The sequence below is a fragment of the Ruegeria aquimaris genome (assembly GCF_025751555.1).
GTDB lineage: Bacteria > Pseudomonadota > Alphaproteobacteria > Rhodobacterales > Rhodobacteraceae > Ruegeria_B > Ruegeria_B aquimaris.
Map to the genome: position 1 here is coordinate 75,117 of NZ_JAOWLB010000018.1, position 17,155 is coordinate 92,271.

General features: G+C 60.5%; 16 protein-coding genes. 5 read left to right on the forward strand and 11 right to left on the reverse strand.

Going from position 1 to position 17,155, the window contains the following annotated elements:
• Nucleotides 1–66: 66 nt before the first annotated feature.
• The 5 genes from OE747_RS19545 to OE747_RS19565 all read right to left on the reverse strand — a co-directional run bounded on the left by OE747_RS19545 (nt 67) and on the right by OE747_RS19565 (nt 6,083).
• Nucleotides 67–1,977, reverse strand: a complete 1,911-nt coding sequence (locus tag OE747_RS19545; RefSeq protein ID WP_088726041.1) for a type IV secretory system conjugative DNA transfer family protein — start codon at nt 1,975–1,977, stop codon at nt 67–69.
• 14 nt (nt 1,978–1,991) lie between these two features.
• Entirely contained in the window at nt 1,992–3,920 is a 1,929-nt protein-coding gene (locus OE747_RS19550; RefSeq protein ID WP_088725994.1) for a relaxase/mobilization nuclease domain-containing protein, read from the reverse strand.
• A complete protein-coding gene (locus OE747_RS19555) occupies nt 3,913–4,533 on the reverse strand; it encodes a helix-turn-helix domain-containing protein (protein ID WP_088725993.1) in 621 nt (206 codons plus the stop codon). Before OE747_RS19555 ends, OE747_RS19550 begins: the two co-directional genes overlap by 8 nt.
• 412 nt (nt 4,534–4,945) lie before the next feature.
• A complete protein-coding gene (locus OE747_RS19560; RefSeq protein WP_168174933.1) occupies nt 4,946–5,122 on the reverse strand; it encodes a hypothetical protein in 177 nt (58 codons plus the stop codon).
• Between the two features lie 622 nt (nt 5,123–5,744).
• A complete protein-coding gene (locus OE747_RS19565) occupies nt 5,745–6,083 on the reverse strand; it encodes a DUF736 domain-containing protein (protein ID WP_263830176.1) in 339 nt (112 codons plus the stop codon).
• A 1,129-nt stretch (nt 6,084–7,212) separates the two neighbouring features.
• On the opposite strand from OE747_RS19565, the gene OE747_RS19570 reads away from it, so the two are divergent.
• Nucleotides 7,213–8,610, forward strand: a complete 1,398-nt coding sequence (locus OE747_RS19570; protein ID WP_143597953.1) for a hypothetical protein — start codon at nt 7,213–7,215, stop codon at nt 8,608–8,610.
• 80 nt (nt 8,611–8,690) lie between these two features.
• Here the strand turns inward: OE747_RS19570 and OE747_RS19575 are convergent, their stop codons facing one another.
• Nucleotides 8,691–8,972 (reverse strand): hypothetical protein, encoded by a 282-nt coding sequence (locus OE747_RS19575; protein ID WP_088726249.1) that lies wholly within the window; start codon nt 8,970–8,972, stop codon nt 8,691–8,693.
• Between the two features lie 88 nt (nt 8,973–9,060).
• Nucleotides 9,061–10,359 carry a DUF5623 domain-containing protein gene (locus OE747_RS19580; RefSeq protein ID WP_088726248.1) on the reverse strand — a complete coding sequence of 433 codons (1,299 nt, stop codon included), beginning with the start codon at nt 10,357–10,359 and terminating at the stop codon, nt 9,061–9,063.
• 279 nt (nt 10,360–10,638) lie between these two features.
• On the opposite strand from OE747_RS19580, the gene OE747_RS19585 reads away from it, so the two are divergent.
• Both OE747_RS19585 and OE747_RS19590 read left to right on the forward strand, forming a co-directional pair.
• Complete coding sequence (locus tag OE747_RS19585; protein WP_088726247.1) at nt 10,639–11,694, forward strand: hypothetical protein; 1,056 nt, start codon at nt 10,639–10,641, stop codon at nt 11,692–11,694.
• Nucleotides 11,688–12,446 carry a hypothetical protein gene (locus OE747_RS19590; protein ID WP_088726246.1) on the forward strand — a complete coding sequence of 253 codons (759 nt, stop codon included), beginning with the start codon at nt 11,688–11,690 and terminating at the stop codon, nt 12,444–12,446. The genes OE747_RS19585 and OE747_RS19590 overlap by 7 nt, the downstream gene beginning before the upstream one ends.
• A 55-nt stretch (nt 12,447–12,501) precedes the next feature.
• On the opposite strand, the gene OE747_RS19595 is transcribed toward OE747_RS19590, so the two are convergent.
• From OE747_RS19595 to OE747_RS19610, 4 genes are all read right to left on the reverse strand, one after another.
• Nucleotides 12,502–12,765 carry a hypothetical protein gene (locus OE747_RS19595; RefSeq protein ID WP_263830177.1) on the reverse strand — a complete coding sequence of 88 codons (264 nt, stop codon included), beginning with the start codon at nt 12,763–12,765 and terminating at the stop codon, nt 12,502–12,504.
• A 218-nt stretch (nt 12,766–12,983) separates the two neighbouring features.
• Nucleotides 12,984–14,183 carry a nucleotidyltransferase domain-containing protein gene (locus tag OE747_RS19600; protein ID WP_088726244.1) on the reverse strand — a complete coding sequence of 400 codons (1,200 nt, stop codon included), beginning with the start codon at nt 14,181–14,183 and terminating at the stop codon, nt 12,984–12,986.
• Nucleotides 14,180–15,166 carry a CBASS cGAMP-activated phospholipase gene (locus tag OE747_RS19605; RefSeq protein WP_088726243.1) on the reverse strand — a complete coding sequence of 329 codons (987 nt, stop codon included), beginning with the start codon at nt 15,164–15,166 and terminating at the stop codon, nt 14,180–14,182. The genes OE747_RS19600 and OE747_RS19605 overlap by 4 nt, the downstream gene beginning before the upstream one ends.
• A gap of 7 nt (nt 15,167–15,173) precedes the next feature.
• Nucleotides 15,174–15,398 (reverse strand): DUF2188 domain-containing protein, encoded by a 225-nt coding sequence (locus OE747_RS19610; RefSeq protein WP_088726242.1) that lies wholly within the window; start codon nt 15,396–15,398, stop codon nt 15,174–15,176.
• A gap of 103 nt (nt 15,399–15,501) precedes the next feature.
• Between OE747_RS19610 and OE747_RS19615 the strand changes: the two genes are divergently transcribed.
• Nucleotides 15,502–16,572 carry a helix-turn-helix domain-containing protein gene (locus OE747_RS19615; RefSeq protein ID WP_088726241.1) on the forward strand — a complete coding sequence of 357 codons (1,071 nt, stop codon included), beginning with the start codon at nt 15,502–15,504 and terminating at the stop codon, nt 16,570–16,572.
• 8 nt (nt 16,573–16,580) lie between these two features.
• Nucleotides 16,581–17,084 carry a PIN domain-containing protein gene (locus tag OE747_RS19620; protein WP_088726240.1) on the forward strand — a complete coding sequence of 168 codons (504 nt, stop codon included), beginning with the start codon at nt 16,581–16,583 and terminating at the stop codon, nt 17,082–17,084.
• The last annotated feature ends 71 nt before the right edge of the window (nt 17,085–17,155 follow it).

Here is a 17,155-nt window from a genome sequence, read left to right on the forward strand (position 1 = left end):
GGCGTTGGGCGATAATGGCATCAGCTCTTGAGTTTGGGTACCGACACATCGTTTCAAATCCTGGCATCACCCACCCAACAACTCCTCGATGAAATCCTCCTGTCGATCGAGGGCCGCCTCCCATTCCTTCGGCATCGCCGCTTCCCGCTCGAGCGTCTCGGGCTCGGGCTGCCCGCGCCCAGCCTCCATCGTCCTCACGCTCATTGCGCGTGCTTCGCGGCGCTGTGATCGATCCCGGGGCGCGCGTTCGGCTGGTTTCGCCTGCTCGTCTGAGCCGTCCTCGTCACCACCGTCGCTACCCCAAGGCCCCACACCCTGCACGCTCGGCGGATAGGGGAAGGGCTTGCCCTCCTGTCGTGCCAGCATCTCCTTGAAGAAGGGATCATCGTAATACTTGATCCGGCTCGCCTTGATCGGATGCTGGGGCGAGGCGAGGATGATGACCTCGTCGGGGTCCATCAGGCGCGCTTCGGTCTCAGAAAGCAGCGGTCGCTCTTCCAGCCGCGCTGATGTCGAGGTTGCGCCAAGGAAGCCCTTGTTGCGGCCATACATCCGGGTCACTGCCTCGCGGGTGGTGCTGCCAACGGCGGCGGAGACCTCCTTCACCGTCCGCTGATCACGTGGCGTGATGTAGAGCTTCAGCCCTGCCCCGTTCTCGAGGCTTTCGCGGCCCTCGGGCCCGTAGATCCGGTCAAGCGAGGCCAGTGACTGCGCGATCATCGCAACCCGGCCGCCGTAGCTCGCCAGCGAATGGATCGCGCGCTCGAGATAGGGCATGGCCCCCATCTGCTGGAACTCGTCGATCATCATCATGACCGGCCAGGGCTCATCCGGGCCCGGCTCGTTCAGTCGGATCGAGGCAATGAGGTCGGCGAACATCAGGCGCAGAAGTGGCGCGAGGGTTGCGATGTGATCCTCAGAGACCGCGATATAGAGCGACTGCGGTTGCTTCCGGAAGGTCGAGAAATCAAAGTCGCTGGCTTGCGTGGCCGAGCGCACCGCCGGGTTGTCCCATTGCTTGAGACCGGCGGTCATCAGCGCCTGGATGTTCGAGGTCAGCAGCCGCGATGAGGCAGAGGCCGCATTGGTCCAGAGCTCGCGCAGGATGTCTTCCTCGGCCTCGTCTGCATAGGTCTTGTATTGCGCGTTCTTGTACTCGCCGCCCGCGACGATCTTGTTCACCTCGCCAAGGTTCGGCGTGCCACGCTGGATCGCCAGCAGACAGGCCGCGACGAAGATCGACTTGCCGGCCTCGGAGAAGGTGTCGAGTTGCTTGTTGTCCTTATCGAGGAAGAGGTCGGCCAGGATCGAGACCTCAGTGAAGCGCTGCGCGAATGTCCGGGCCTTGGCGATCCGGGCAAGCGGATTGTAGCGATGCGTGGCATTGGCCCAATCAAAGGGGCTGAAGCGATAGACCTCGTCGCCGTTGAGCGCCCGGAGCCGCGCGGTCTTTTCAAAATTCTCGCCTTTGACGTCCAGCACCACGACCGAGCCCGCGAAGCTCAGGAGGTTCGGGATCACGAAACCCACACCCTTACCTGCGCGGGTGGGCGCGACCATCATCACATGGGGGATGGTGGTCGAGGAAATGAACTCGGCCTTGGAGGTCGGCGCACCAAGCTTACCACAGACGAAACCCTTGCCCGGGGCCTGCAGCATGTCGTTCTTCTTCAGTTCCGGCTTGGTCTGCCAGTGAGCCGAGCCGTAGTCGTCCCGCTCTTTCTTCCAAGTCCAGGCCAGCGCCAAAGCACCGAGGCCGATGGCCCCGAAGCCGACGGCACCAAATCCCACCTTGAAGGCCTCGGGATGCGCCGCGCGCGTGCCGGCGCTGGCCTTCCAGAGCGCCAGCATGTCGAAGCTCTGAAACCCGGTTTTCAGGGCCAGGGTCAGGTAGAAGGCGGCGATGATCGTGCCGATGAAGGCTCCGCAGATCACACCGAAGAGAAGTGCTGCCCAGAGGGGAAGTGTCTTGGTCATGGTGGTCATCCGCCTCAGAATTCCATCTCGTCGTCGAGACCGCGGTCCCGACTGAGATCACGCCCCAACTCCTGCGCCTCCTGCTGGCCGCGCAGCCGCGCCACTTCGGTCGCCTTGTCCTGCTGCAACCCGGCGGCGCGGTCGGTGAAGACCTTGTCGCCGGTCTCCTCGAAGGTCATCTCGAGGAACTCCTGCGTGACCGTGATCTGGTCGAGCTTGCTCGGCAGGACCGCGTCCAGCACCTCGTAGTTGCCACGGCGAAGCTCGGCCAAACCTTCCTCACCCAGTTCCTTGAAGAGCTCGGATTGCAGGGTCCGCTCGACCGTGTCTTCCTGCTCCTCGGTGAGCTTGCCATCGCGCAACATGTCGGCGAGGTCCTGCAGGTAGGGATTTGGCGTCCGGTCGTCTTCATCGATCAGCGGCAGGATATCCTGTTCCTCGTCCGCGAGGGTCCGGCCGATCTCGACACCCATTTCCTTGGCGCGTTCCATCAGCGCGTCCATCACGCCGTCGACCTTCTCGAGCGCGGCATCGAGTTGGTCGTCACTCGCGGTCTCAACGCTGAGACCGTCCTTCGACAGCACCGCGTTCATGTCCCGCTCGACCCAGTCCTGTGCCATGCCGTAGTTCCGCGTGCCACCCGCCGCGATCCGGGCCACCAGCTCCTCGCTGTCCATTCCGGCCTCCTCTGCGCTCTCGAGCACATCGCGCAGCCCCTCGTCATTGCCGGACTGCAGCGCGGCGATCAGCACCTCGCTGCCCGCCCCCGGTGGATAAGGTTCTTCGAGCTGCTTGCCAAACCGCGCGCGCAATTCCGGGTCCGGTACCATCTGCGAAAGGTCCGCGATGATCGGCGCGGCCTTCGCCTCGAAGACGGCACGCTCGGCCGGATCCAGCTCCTCGGCCTTGAGCCGCAGCGCCTCGATCGTGCGCTCGGAGTAGTCGATCGCATCACCGACGGTCTTGATGTCCTTCATGTCTATCTCTCCTTCGGTGAAGTTCCACGGCGTGCCCGAGCCAAGCCCGTCCGCCAAGCCGCGTACGGCGCGGGCCATGTGGCGCTGGTCCATGCGGTCCAGCAGGTCGGCGAGGTTCTTGTAGTCCTTGGCGAAGCCCACCACCTGCGCCTGCGCGATGGCGGATTCCTGGGCCGTCAGGGCGATCTCGCGCGGCAGCCTCGCCTCTTCCTTCGCTCGGTAGATTTCCTCGATTCCGGCGGGCTTCTCGAAGATGCCGCGCTCAAGCCGGGTGGTGGCATCAAGCATGACGCCATAGCGTTCCGCGATCTCAGCCTGCTTCTCGCGCATGAGCTGCGGCGACATCACGCCCTCGGCCCAACAGGAAAACCAGGTGCCCTTCTCGACGCCGCGATTGTTCAGGATGATGTGCGCGTGCTTGTGCGCCCGGTCGTCATGGACCGCGAGAACATAGTCCCACTGATCGCCATATTCGCCGCTCTCGAAGAAATGCTCCGTCCAGTCCATCGCGATGTCGCGCACCTGGTCGACCGTCACGTCGGTCGGGAACGAGAGCAGCATGTGCGAGGTGAACCCGAGCTTGGTCGAGCCGCGCCAGGTTCCGGCCCAATCCTCGATGATGTCCTCTTTCTGCGCCTCGCTGAGCACCGCCGCATCGGTCAGCGCGTTGGTCATCGTCGAATAGGTGTAGACCGCTTTGTCGTTGATGTAGGAGATCTGCGCCCCGAGCGAGGCCCGCGTCTTGCAGCCCCCCGCCCGGATCCGTTTGAAGACCGCCGCCCGGCTCTGACCCGACGCCACCTTCAGCGCGTTGCGCGCCGACAGGGAACCAACGTGCGCGAAACTCCGCCCCTGCCGACGGCCTGCCAGCCGCGCGTCGATCCGCGCCTCGGCCTGACCCCGGATGCGCTCATCCTCCCAGAGCCGCCCCATGACCGAGGTGTAGAGGGCGAGCGGATCAGCCATTGCGCACCAGCCTCAGACCGCTCCCGATCGCGCGCGGGCCATCCTCCAGAACGGCGCTCTCCACCCCCTGCCCTTCTTCCTTTTGTGGCCACTCCTGACGACGCAGCGCCTGCGCCGCATCCTTCATCCGGCCCAATTCACGGCTCATCGATTGCGCCAGATCGAGCAACTCGATCAGCACCGCGCGGTCCGGCTCCGAGACCTCCAGCCGACCGCGATGGACCGCCTTGGCGAGCACCAATCCGGCGTCGCTCACATCCTTCGCCTGACGCCATGCGGCGCAGAATTCCGAGACCAGATCACGCGGCACATCGAGGAAACCGCACCGCCCGCGCAGCACCGCATTGAGCGCCTGCGACCGGCTTGCATAGCCCCGTTCGCGCCACTCCGCATCGAAGGCGTCCAGCTCGGAGCGGCTTGCCCGGAACGCCACCGTCTCACTTGGATCGCGCACCGCAATCCCCTCGCCCGCCTCCTCTTTCGCGAGCCGGTTCACGTGGCGCGGAGAGATGCCGAACGCCACCGCCAGGTCCTTCGCGCTTTCGCCCGCCGCAAAGCGCCGCGCGACTTCGATGCGCTCTTCAAGCTTCAGGTTTTTCGCTGGCCTCGGCACGGGTCAGACCCCTCGGACAAAATGTGCAAACATTGGGCATATCCTGCCAACGTCTCTCTTCTCTCCTTCGCTTATACTTCAATACATCACATTGCGCAATATTACGTTTTGCATGTTGTGTCTTTTTGCTGGCATTGGACTCCATCAAGACCCTGCGTCGCGGCACGACATGGAGCGGGACCCGCCCTCATCGATGCGGGACAACCAGGTCGAAAAGTCTTCCGAAACTTATGTTCAAGACGCACGCGACGTCAGGCTATCCGAGCACCCGAGCAGGTTATGGATCGGGCGCCAGAAACACGAATACGGCCCGCGCGAAATAGCACGGGTTACACCCTCTGAGGGCGTCACGAAGCTTCTGCGAGACGGCGTCAGACCCCTGCGGATTCGAAGACCCGCAGGGGTGCCTGGGTCAGTGACCCAGTCCCTGAGAGCGCAGGTTGTCGTAGCGGCTGCGGGCGATCAGCGCCTCGGTCTCGAGGCTGTCGAGGGTCTCGGGATGGGCGTCTTCGTCGAAGGCGGCGAGGTAGTCCTCGAAGGCCATGTCGGCTTGCAGTTCGGCGAGGTCGATGGATTGTTCGAGTGTCATGGTGTGATCCTTTCCGTTGATCGTCGTTGGACGGATCGTGGAAAAGACCGGGGGCATGAGAGCGGGCTGCACCCGGCACGGGGCGGAATGAAATGGAGCACGCCGGGGGCAGGTTTGTTGTGAGCGATGCCCCGCAGCGCTCAAGGCGCCAGCCGTCCAGAAACCTGTCCCCGGCGTTGCCGACCGCTCGACCCCGGGCTAGCGATCTGAAAGGCCAACAGGTCGACGGAAAGGCGCGCGGCGGTGATACTGGTGTGAGACGTTGCCCCGGGATGCATGACGTTGATCTGCGGTTTACACCCTCGCGGCACAGGGTGAGTTCGGCGCCCCTGGCAGCTTCGCCAACACGACCCAGACGCGGGTTGCTCGAATGAGAGAAGGGGTGCGCTTACTTCGTTCAGCGGGCTGCCAGCTCTCCCTGCAGACACTGGGTTCCGACTCGGGTTCGCGCGATCCGCGCTGTCGCGGAGCAGAAAGATCGTGGCAGCATCTGCGACCTATCCAGACTGACCAACTGCGTCCTAAATATGCGGCATCCTTCGGACTCGGGTTTCAGACCCGAACTGCTGCCATTCCTCAGAACGAGAAAAAGCCAGACCGCCGAAGCGGTCTGGCCGTTGGCTTAGGCGGCGTCTTTGGGCCCCCAGGGGATGACGGCCTGCATGGACAGATCGTCCTGGTTCGCGGCCTTGCCGAGGTTGGCGTTGAAGCCGTGGTCGCGGATGGTCAGCGTGTAGTAGTCGGCGCCGGTCTCCTTGTTCTGCCTCTTCCAGATGCCGCCGCACTCGACCAGTTTGCCGCGCGGGGAGCGGCCGAGGACGCGGTGCGTGGGCGCCATCGGGTTCGCGCTCGCGACGGGTTCGACCGTGATGTCGAGATCAAAAGTCAGGGTCGAGATGGAGCCGACGCCCTTGGCGGTTTCGATGTCGGCGCTGGTGAATTTGATGCAGTTCGTGGTCATTGCTCTTCTCCTTGTTTGCGTTGCAATGATGGTCACCTTGCAGCTGGCCAAGGCCCGGCCACACCGAAGGCGAAGCGCAGCGGAGAGGGGCAGGCGCCGGTCTTTTTGTCTCGCGAGGAATGACCCACCCCTGTTCTTTGGTGGGTCAGGGGAAAAAGATCGGCGACAACCTTTGTGGACGGGACGACAGCTGCGACCAGCATGTCATGCAACTCAGACAAAGGGAGACGTGCTGTGGCCGTGAAGGAAACTGGGTGAACTGGAAACAGAGATGCTGCGGGGGGCGGTGTCTTCTCTGTCTTCTTGCCCCGATCCGGACCCGGACGTGTCAGAGCTTTGCCTGACCCTGGCTCGCGTGCCGCGACGGCTGGTTTCCGTGGCACCGTGATGCGTGTTGTCTGGAAGAGCAGCAGGCAGACCGTCGAAGCCTCGACACCGTGCTCGGCTCACCCGGATTTCGAACGGTCCCTCTACGGCAGCCCCATAACTTGCGATCCGCGCATCACGACCATCGCCGGCTTTATGCCAGCTGCGGCCAATGCGATCGTGCGGTCGTCGACCATCGTTTGCGACCCAGGATGACGGGGCGGCACAGCATGTCCGGCAAAGCATGGAAAAACACCGGCCGAGACGCGAGGCAAGAGATCCCTGATGTCACGCGTCCGCCCCAGCGACCGAAACCGGAATGGCCGAGATGAAGCGTTGTCACGACCATGCGACGGCTGGGCGGGCTGGCTCCGGAGGAGACTGCCCGCCCAGCGGCACGTCGCAGGGAGAGGCGGCGTTTCAGCTCGGGGAGGGCGGCTGCGTGCAGCCGACCGAGTAGGGCGCGGTCCTGTCCAAAGGGCAGGAGGGGCCAAGATCATCGAGAGGGGCCCACAGGTAGTTGCTTGCCGAACGTCCACGATGTAAGCTCGAGAAGCTCACTTGGGGCTGGCGCGCTGTAAAGTACAGGTCGGCGCAGCAGGTGGAAACCAACCCAGCGAACCTGATCCGGGCCCATTGGATCCTGGTTTGCCGAGCTTCTGGATATTCATCGGTTTGCTCAATCAGCTGCGCGCTTTCCGACTCCTGCTATAGGGCCCACGGCTTGAATTGGTTTCGGAGGCACGCCAGAGGAATGAGCAAAATGAACCTGAACACTGATGTGCAGTCAGCCGAGACCTTCCCGATCAAGCTCGAAGACCTGTCAAAAGGCGTCGACCGAATTCTGGAAAGATGGACCGGCGAAAATCGCCCTACCAAGCTGACACTTTTGAACGATCTTGCCGCCGCAATCTCCCCAGGCTCAAACTGGGGGGCGCTGAAAGCGAAACAAACCAAGCGAGCCCACCCACAGACGGGGCAGAACACCAGTTTCATCCCCGCAATCAATCGAAGCGCAAAAGAATTCCCCGCGCGCTTGGCCGAAGTGAAGAACACAGGGAATGGAGTTGACCTCGCCTATCTGGTCGAAGAAGCCCGCCCGCTATTTACGATGCGGCACGCAGGCGATCCGATCATTGGATTAGAACTCAGCGTCGTGGAAGGGAATGGGTACAGCGAGGCATCCATCTACGCAAAACTGATCTTGAATCGTGGGGACGCCATTGGCATCGCCGAAGCATATGCATCCGACCTGGAACCGATCGCCGCGCAACTCGTCTTCAACGCAATCCAAAACCTGAACTCCATCGAATTGTACCCCACCTTGGCGCAGAATGCTTGCAGTGCGCTTCGGATCGTTGTTGGCCCCTTCGATTGCGTGCTTTCTATTCCGGAGTTCTATGGGCGTACGCCCGACGAAAGCCATGCTTCTCAAGGGGTGCGGGTCCTTCTTGATGAAGGCGATACGCCGTCGGTCACCGATCTAGATGTGGCGTTGCGCCTGTTATCGGCAGTGGCCCCCCATCTCGGCCAGAAACAATTCGTGGAACATGGGAGCATCCGGTTCAGGCTGTCCCAGCCACTCACGCAGGTTTGGGAACCGATTGGGTTTGCGACGCCTGACCTTCTCGATGATCGGCCCATGTTCTGGATTCCTGACGGCGAATACTGGGCGCATGAAGGCGATAGCTACCTCCTCGATCACAACATTTGGACGCACAGTACACTTGGCGAGCCGCTTGATCTGGCGTTGGCACTGATCAATATCGACGACCCGGATGTCTACGTGAGGGTCGCGCTGACCCCGATGCCAAAGAGGTCGCAGAGAGCCAGCCAACGACAAGAGAACTGGCGGGGCGGGTTTCATCGAGGCTTTCAGGTTCTCCGGATACGAGAGGGTGAACCAGCTCAAAAACTTCACCTAGACGACCAAACGAAAGAACGTTTCGAGAGAGGGTTCTTCGGGTGGGCTATTCACGAAGGGCACGAGGTTGTTGTGGACAGAGCCCGAACAAGAACTGAAGCGCTCATTCCACGGGACTTGAGGCGTGCCTCGCAGCACCTCCTTCAGGTGGAGGCAATTATGAACGGTGCCGACCCAACGGACAAAGAGCTATTGCGTCGTATCCGGGAGGGAAAGGGTAGCGATCAGGCTGGCTAGCGATCTGTTTTGCTTCGTCTGCAACGAACAAGCGAGGCAAAGGTTTGCCTCGCTTTACCGCCTTGCATCCTCGCTGGTAGCTACTGAACGACTATGCTTTCACCAAGCGCAAAAGCGGCCAGTGCAGGATAGCGCGAGAACACTCCCTGCTCTCCCAAGGCGATCTTGAGAAGCCGAGACTGCGCATCAGCAATCGAGCTCGGGTCATCGGGGTTCAACTGACGAAAGATCGCAAGGACGGGCATGGCGACTTCAACAGTCGTGGCAAGTGTCCCACGTTCACTGAACTCATTGTTGAAAGCTCCGTTGCCGATATCGTCGACCAAAGCAAAAGCTTCCCTACAAATTTCCGGATAGTCCATGATCAGAGGTTTCCCTTGCCTTGATATTGAACGCGCCTAGAAGAGAGCGGTTGCGAGCCAAATAATCCTTTGGCGCGCAACGCAAAAGTTATCTCACCTTTTCTATCATCGATACGGACATTTCAATGCGCCGGAGCTGCCGGCGAAGTGGGGCGCAATCCGGATAAGCGTTCTTCAACATCCGTGCTATCATACGAAGGGCTGCAACAACGTCGTCAGCAGAGGTCAATGCCTGCAGAAACGCCTGATCCTCATCGGTTCGAGTATAGTAGACTTCGAAGAACTCAGGGCCGTCGAGTTGCCCCCGATCAATCTCAAGGCTGAGCCAATCCTCGAGCTCCGACCGAAGCGAATTCAACCGCGTATAGACCCCGCCTGACGCATACTGCGACGACATCACTGTCTTGATCACGCGGCCTGCCTGCACATGGCCATCAATTCCGAGTTCACCAGCTGGACGGCGGCGCGAACACCCGGGGTTGTAGTTATAGGGCACGGTGGCCTTGCTCGGAGAGGGATAGATCATCCCCTTGCACCTTGCGCGGCGTTCGTCCTGTTTCGTCTTGGCCATTGGGCTGAGAAACGTCTCCCATGAAGGTACAGATTCTCCCGTCCAGTTTTCGCTGACGACTGGCTCTGGCATGGCATTGATCTTTTCCATCAGAGCGTCAACGTCGTATCCTGAGCGTGTGTCGATACCGACATAGAGATCGCAATCGTAGGGCCGATACATCCCGGGCCAAGACGCCTTTTCAAGCCGCCAGCCGTTGCGGGTCGCCCATGCTGCGCGATTTGAATCGTCGGGCGCGTTGCCATAGGGCTCGTCAATCAGGACGAATTGACTACTGGCCGGATCTACCCAGTCTGTCGAATGGTCGATATTGGGCAGTTTGTCGGTGTCCAGAATTCTGGGGTAGTTCCTGCGGTCTCGGTTTGGTCGCAGTCCGGTATGCTCCATGAAACGAAGCGAACGCTCAGCTGCACAAAGCCGATCCCGCGCATATTCTTGCTTGTGGGCAATGTCATCACAGACAAAATGGTCATCGGCAACCATTCGAAGGTTTCCGAATCCGCGAACATATCTGAGCGCACTTTTAGGGCAGAGTTCGAGGATAGGCTTGGAAAGCTCGATCCGCAGTGTTTCCCGCCCGCAGCGATGGCCGCGCTCCTTGTCGATCCAGTAGATCGTCAGCAACACATAGGGCTTGGAGTTCGTGAAACCACTGGTAGGCAAAGTGCGCTGTGCGTGACGAAAGTTGACACAATCGGCAGACTTGGCAGCAAGATCAAGCGCGTCAGAATGCTTGATTCCGTTTGTCTTCTTCAGCTGCTTGGCAAGGCGTTTCACCCCAACAAGGGTGGTAGGTCGTGGACCATCGATCAACATAGCTATCTCCCGGCTTGACACCGAACGTCACTCGCCTACCGCCCTACAAGCCAGAGTGTTAGCTGATGGGGATCGCTAGAAAGATCTTCGGGCAGTGCTGCCTGCAGCTTCGGAACGGCGAGTGCCATGCTCCTGCCAAGAGCGTCTACAAGATAGGACGGATCGCACCATCATGCAACTGGCATCTGACCGCGTCGCCGCCTGCGGAAGCACGGTCGGCACAGGGATCACGGTTCGCAGCGACGATACTAACATTATCCTTGAAAACTAACACTATCAATGTTAGCTTCCAAATTCATGTTAGAAGCGGATCAGAAATCCTGCCAGGACCTCATCAAGGATGCGCAGTCTCACCTGCGTACAACGCTTCATGTGCCAGCCAGCCTGAAGGCCTGGGGGAGCAAGAAAGGGTTGCCGCTCTTTCTTGCCAATGGGTTCGAGTACCGACAAACGGAGCTCTTCGGGCATACGATCTTGCTCGTCGTGCCGATGTCAGAGGACGCCAAGAATCCTACAGGCATTTCCAAACAGCTTGGAGCTATCCAACGCCACTTTGAGGGAATCCTCGTATTGGTCCTGGACCACCTATCCGCCTATCAACGCAGCCGGCTCATCGAGGAGTCCGCGGCCTTTATTGTCCCGGGCAATCAACTGTTCATCCCGCAGCTTGCCATGGACCTCCGGGAGCATTTTCGGCGAAGACGCGATTTTGCAGAGGACCAGCTTTCGCCGGCATCGCAGGCACTCTTCTTGCGACACCTGAACCTCAGGGACGTGGAAGACGCACGACCGAGCGATCTCGCGGAAATCTTGCGATACTCGGCAATGTCGATCGGCCGCGCCTTCGAAGAGCTGGAAGCCAGCGAGCTTGCGCATGTGGAAACGCGAGGGCGCAGCAAGCATATCCAGTTCTCCGAAGCTCCTCGAGAATTGTTCGAAGCCGCAGCTTCAAGACTGCGCTCACCGGTCAAAGCCGAACATTGGTTTCGGGCACCCTCCCTGCCGAAGGGCTTCTACGGCAGCCCATTGCCTGAGTATCTGCCAACCGGTGGCGAAAGTGCACTCTCGGAGCGATCGACAATGTCCAGGCCCCGCATCATGCGTTTTGCTGCCGGGCCAAAGGACTGGAAGCGGATTCAAAGTGGCGAGTTTGGGAAAGAGGTCGAACAGGAAGAGGAGCCGAACTTCGCGATCGACGTTTGGTGGTACGACCCCGATATCGTGTCGGGTGCACGTGAGGTCGATGTGCTGTCGCTCTACCTGCAGTTCCGCGATAACCCCGACGAGCGGCTGGAAGCCGCTGCGGAACAATTGTTGGAGCAATTCGCGTGGTAGTCGGTCTGGACAAGTTTCGAGAGCATTTCGCGGACCATGCCGACCATTATGCGGTTATCGGCGGCACCGCATGTTCGATGATTTTCGAGGAGGTCGGCATCGATTTCCGCCAGACCAACGACATCGACATGGTGCTCTGCGTAGAGGTGGTGGATCCGTCCTTCGCACAGTCCCTGAAGGCCTTCCTGGATAGCGGAGGTTACCAGGCGCGCGAACGCAGCAACGGCCGCCGGGAGTTCTACAGGTTCCACAAGCCGACCGACCCATCGTATCCGGCAATGCTCGAGCTCTTTGCGCGAAAGCCCGAAGCGCTGGAAATTCCGGAGGATGCGGGGCTGACGGTGGTGGAGGTTTCGGACGAAACCCTGAGCCTTTCCGCGATCCTGCTGGACACGGACTACTACGAGGCACTCCTTGAGAGCCGTCGCGCCATTGACGATATTCTTGTTCTCGATGAACGCCTGCTCATCCCATTCAAGGCCAGAGCATTCGTCGACCTGTCTCAGCGAAAGGATGATGGCGACGCGAATGCCAAGGGAAGCGATATCAGGAAGCACCGGAACGATGTGTTTAGGTTGCTTCAACTTCTCCCGACCGATCAGCCCATCGAGGTCACCGAGCCACTGAAAGCTGACCTCAGGGCCTATGTGGAGCGGGTGAACGGGCTGACAGACTTCGACCCGAATACATTTGGTGTCCCCATTGATCGAGAAACTGGCCTCGGCCTGATCTCCAGTCTCTACCAACTCTGACAACCACTAGCCGACACGTCTGCGAGCCAAGCTGAGAACGTCGCGGGTGCGAAACTCAACGCATACGGCGCAGGCTGCGGCGCAACGCGCGGTTGCCCTCGTCTGGGTCATCCTCTCCAGGGTGTTTTCCCCCGCCTTTCCAGTCGTCCGACACGATCCATTCCTCGAAATAGACCAGCCAGAGGTGGGTCCAGGGGATGATGGTGAGGTCCAGACGCTTGCTGGCGTCCCATTGCCCGGTCCCGGGCAGATAGAGACAGAGCCGATCCGGGTTGTGGTAGATATGCGGCAGGTCGCGTCCACCGGCGAGCAACCTCAAGTCAGGTTTTACGACCCGAACGTCCGGCGTCCCGTACGTCTCCAGGACAAGAGTGACCTGATACGACCGGGAAAGCGGCGTCGGTTGCGCCTGGAATCGCCACTCTAAACGACCGGGCCCGAGCACACCTTCGCCGGAGATCGTCTTCGACCTCTGAAGGAACAGGTACTGCTGGGGCAATGACAGTCGGTTTCTCGTGGTCGATCCCGCCATCGCGCCTAGTCCCCGAAGAACTCGTTCTTGGGAACGGGCGTCGAAGCGGTCGATTTTTGGGTCGTCAAGCCGACACCGGCACCAAGCATGAGAGCGCCCGTCTTGCGCCCTTCGTTCAGCGCATCCATCCGCCGGTTCATGGTCCGGGCAACAAGTTTGTCACCCAGGCTGTCCTTCATGGAGCCGACAATCGCGTCGAGGCCAACGAGGTCACGCAGGGATTCGAAATCCGCAAGCGCCTTGCCATGCCATTTGTAGAAGGCCTCGACCCGCGCGGGTTCTTCGTTCCAACGCTCGGCAAAATTTTCGCCTTCGGTCGTCTCGTTCCAGACCGCGTAGATTTGGCGGCCATTGACCAACGGGCGTTCGATGAAGACCGGCATCAGACGGATCGTGTCGATCAGCACCTGGAGCTCATCTGCGAACACGTGGCGCCTGACACACATCTCATAGGATCGCATGGCCAGGGTCGTGATGATGATCGAGATCGGCGCGATTTCTTCCTGAACATGCAGGAACTCCAGATCCCGGTGACGCTTCAGGAGCTGCACGGTCCGCCGCAGAATGCCTTTGACGGACTGACGGACTGGGAAGGGCTCGGTCGTGGCCGCATCGCGCTGCGCCGCGATGATCGACTGCGTCATCCTCGGGACAAGGGCCGCCCGTTCGTCGAAGAGGGTCCGATAGGCCCGGGGATTCGTCGCGTGCCAATCCCGCAGCTTGCGATCGGGCACCAGCTCGCCGCCGTTAATGCAGTTCGGATTGGCAATGGTCGGGGAGATATCGAGGTGAAAGTCACTGGCGTAGTTCAGGCGCCAACAGCGCTTCTTTTCTTCCAGGATCGACGCGTAGTAGGCATGTTCGCGCAGGCGCTTGCCAATCGCAGCCTTCAGGCGTGCCGGTGCGATTGCCGGGCCAAGACCGAGGATGAAGCTGATCAGGTCGACATCGAACTCGTCGCGTCCGATTGGTTTGATCGAGGTGCCGAGTGCGCCAGAGCCGTGCAGATATACATGGAGGGAAGCTAGCATCGGGTCGCTCGATCCGGACAACCAGTCCGCGACCGCCTCGTAGCTGGTTCGGGCTTTCTCAAACTGGGTCTGGGTCCATTCCAACTCCTGGCAGATTTCTTCGAGGATCGTGAAGACCTGCGCCCGCCGCTGAATGGCGGTATCGGTGAGGGGGTGCGAGAAGATCTGGTTCATGCCGCGTTCCGTTCGAGTTGATGCACGGGCACGAACGGCTCGGCAGGTTGCTGGAAGAAGATGGGGGTCAGGGTGGGGCTCGCGTGCCGAGCGCTCGAGGCGCCAAGCCCCTTGAGCCTCTGGATCTTGGTGGTGTCGTCGAGGGAAAAGAAACCCTGAGGCACGCTCGGCGAATACCGGTGAACAGCCGTCCGGTCGTGCGGATCGCCTGTCAGATGACGGGCAATGCCGAGCGCTCCGCGGGATTGCCCGTCCATGAAAAGACTGAGGGCCTTCAGCCCGAGACCGGCCTTGCCGGGAGATTCAGGCAACATGTAGACCTCGTCGACACAGCCAAGGCTCAGAATGTGCAGGTCCTTCGGAGACCAGCCGAGCATCGAGATCGCTTCGACGGTCGCGACGCCCACCGGATTGTTGCACCAGGTGCCGCCATCGAGGAGTCCGACATCATCCACCGTCTTGTGGCGCGCAAAATAGGTCGGTGCGGCCGACGTCGCCATCGCCGCGTCGAGGGCAGGCTTCCGGTAATCCTTGGTAAGCCGTGGATGATGCGACGTCTTGTAGATGTAGACGCTGCGCTGATCGGCATCCCAGGCCGGGATCAGCAACCGGGTCTCCGCTTCGCCGATGAGCTTGTCACCGATGACGGCGCGGAGCTCGTCCCGAAGCGTGGATGCCTCGTGCTTGGGCTTGACCAGGTGACGCAGGGCGGCACGCGCGTCCCGGGCCTTTCGCCCCAGCCAACTCTTGTCCCCCGCTTGCCCGAAGATCGTTGGCCCGCGGTTTTCGTAGAGTTCTAGAAGGGTCTTTGCCGGGATGCCGAGGGCGAGGCCGACCGCGAGAATACCCCCGGTTGACGTTCCCGCAATCAGGTCGAAGTAGCGGCCAATCGGTTCATCAAGGTCTTCTTCCAAACCCGCCAGAAAGGCCGCGGGTTGCGTGCCTTTGATGCCACCGCCATCGATGCACAGGATACGTCTCATAATTCACTTAGCCTTCCGGGGGATAGGGGTCTTTGCCGTAGGTGTTGCGCTCGCGGATGCGACCGTTGGTTCCGTGGATCAGCATTTCCGAGCCCTGATTGCGGGCGATGTCCCGCGCCTGGGTGATTGCGGCTTGCTGCGTCGGGTGGATGGCCGTTGCCTTCGAATTGCCGGCGCCTTTCACGGCCCAACCGTCTTTGTGGGGAACAACATGCTGATTTTTCTTGGTCATTTTAATCTCCAAGTGCCTTTTTTCCTTGACGATTCGTCAATCTTGTGTTGATATATACAGTATTAAATGTCGTTTATCAACCGACGTTTTACGGGAGCAGACCATGTTTGGACAACGGTTGCGATTGGCCCGCAAGAAGGCGGGCTTGTCGATGCAGGGGCTTGCCGACCGCACCTCACCAAGGATCACCGCACAGGCCATTAGCAAATACGAGGCGGACAAGATGAACCCGTCCTCCTCGGTCCTCGTCGGACTGAGCAAGGCGCTTGGCGTGTCACTCGATTTCCTGATGGGAGGCCAGGTCGAGGAACTCGTCGGCATCGAATTTCGCAAGCACTCCAGCACCTCTGCGAGCGATCGCGCTCATGCGGAAGCCATCGTCATAGAAATGCTAGAGGACTACTTGGCGATCGAGGACATTCTCGAGATCGCGCCGCCGGGTGACCCATTCGGCGATCTGGTGACCGATGTCGTCGCGAGGTACGAAGATCTGGACGTGCTCGCGCGCAAGCTGCGAAAGCACTGGAAGCTTGGCAACGACCCTATTCCCAGCATGTCGCGGCTGCTCGAGGACAAGGGCATAAAGGTCATCGAAGCCGATTTCGCCGAGCGCTTCGATGGGCTGGCCTGCGAGGTACGTCGCAGTGAAGGCCGCAGTTCCACCGATGTCGTCGTGGTTTCAAGCCGCACCAATGTCGAGCGCAGGCGGTTCAATCTGGCCCATGAACTCGCGCACCGTGTCATTCGGGCGACCGGAAACTCGGCGGTCAAACTCGAGAAGGCGATGAACCGTTTTGCCGGTGCGTTCCTGATACCAACCGATCATTTGATCGAAGAGGCCGGTCCCTCGCGCAGTGGCATGACCTACATGGAGATCATGCGGCTGAAGCGGCTCTATGGCGTGTCGGCAGCAGCGATGCTGATGCGCCTCGGACAGGTTGGCATCCTGCCCCAGTCGATGATCGACTACGCGTTCCGGACCTACGCACGGCGCTGGCGCACCAGCGAGCCGGACGAGATACGGGATGATGAGGGGTTCGGCGCTTTCGAGCATCCGCAGCGTTTTGAACGCCTGGTCTGGCGTGCGCTAGGAGAAGAACTGATCTCGCCGGTGCGCGCCGCTCAGATGCTGCACCTCTCGCTGCCCACCGTTGAAGAGAACATCAGAGGATAGTCCGTCTCGTGGCCCGCGTGATCGTCAACGACGCCAGCTGTTTGATCGATCTTCGGAAGGGTCGGTTGTTGCACGTCCTGTGCGCCCTACCCTACGAGTTCATCGTACCGCTTCCCGTGCGCGCGAGCGAGATCCTGGATTTCACACCTCAGGAATGGGCGCTCCTCGACGGAAGCGGCATGGCGACGTATGACCTGCCGCCGGCCCAAGTCGGCCAGGCATTCGAATTCAGGAAGCGGCACGGGCGTCTGTCGGCGAACGATTGCTTTTGTCTCGTGACGGCACAGGTGCATGCGGAAGCTATTTTGCTCACCGGAGACCGTCTGCTGCGGCGCGTCGCCGAGGACAACGGGATCGCCGCGCATGGCGTTCTATGGGTGGTCGACCAACTACTGAGGGACAGCCTTTGTGACCCCAAGTTGCTTGAAACGGCATTGAGGCTTTGGCGGGACGACAAGGCGGTCTTTTTGCCAAATCAACTCATCGATAACCTGCTGCGTCGGGTGCGATAGCGGCGGCATGGCGTTCCACCTGATGGTGACGACGCGGATCAAGTACCGCCAAGAAACCTCCATCTCCTGAG

Bases quoted from the DNA above. Each gene is read 5' to 3' on its own strand.
- OE747_RS19575 (WP_088726249.1), bottom strand. From the start codon at position 8,972: ATGGACTATCCGGAAATTTGTAGGGAAGCTTTTGCTTTGGTCGACGAT.
- OE747_RS19615 (WP_088726241.1), top strand. From the start codon at position 15,502: ATGTTTGGACAACGGTTGCGATTGGCCCGCAAGAAGGCGGGCTTGTCG.
- OE747_RS19585 (WP_088726247.1), top strand. From the start codon at position 10,639: ATGTTAGCTTCCAAATTCATGTTAGAAGCGGATCAGAAATCCTGCCAG.
- OE747_RS19600 (WP_088726244.1), bottom strand. From the start codon at position 14,183: ATGAACCAGATCTTCTCGCACCCCCTCACCGATACCGCCATTCAGCGG.
- OE747_RS19605 (WP_088726243.1), bottom strand. From the start codon at position 15,166: ATGAGACGTATCCTGTGCATCGATGGCGGTGGCATCAAAGGCACGCAA.
- OE747_RS19610 (WP_088726242.1), bottom strand. From the start codon at position 15,398: ATGACCAAGAAAAATCAGCATGTTGTTCCCCACAAAGACGGTTGGGCC.
- OE747_RS19580 (WP_088726248.1), bottom strand. From the start codon at position 10,359: ATGTTGATCGATGGTCCACGACCTACCACCCTTGTTGGGGTGAAACGC.
- OE747_RS19565 (WP_263830176.1), bottom strand. From the start codon at position 6,083: ATGACCACGAACTGCATCAAATTCACCAGCGCCGACATCGAAACCGCC.
- OE747_RS19560 (WP_168174933.1), bottom strand. From the start codon at position 5,122: ATGACACTCGAACAATCCATCGACCTCGCCGAACTGCAAGCCGACATG.
- OE747_RS19545 (WP_088726041.1), bottom strand. From the start codon at position 1,977: ATGACCAAGACACTTCCCCTCTGGGCAGCACTTCTCTTCGGTGTGATC.
- OE747_RS19550 (WP_088725994.1), bottom strand. From the start codon at position 3,920: ATGGCTGATCCGCTCGCCCTCTACACCTCGGTCATGGGGCGGCTCTGG.
- OE747_RS19570 (WP_143597953.1), top strand. From the start codon at position 7,213: ATGAACCTGAACACTGATGTGCAGTCAGCCGAGACCTTCCCGATCAAG.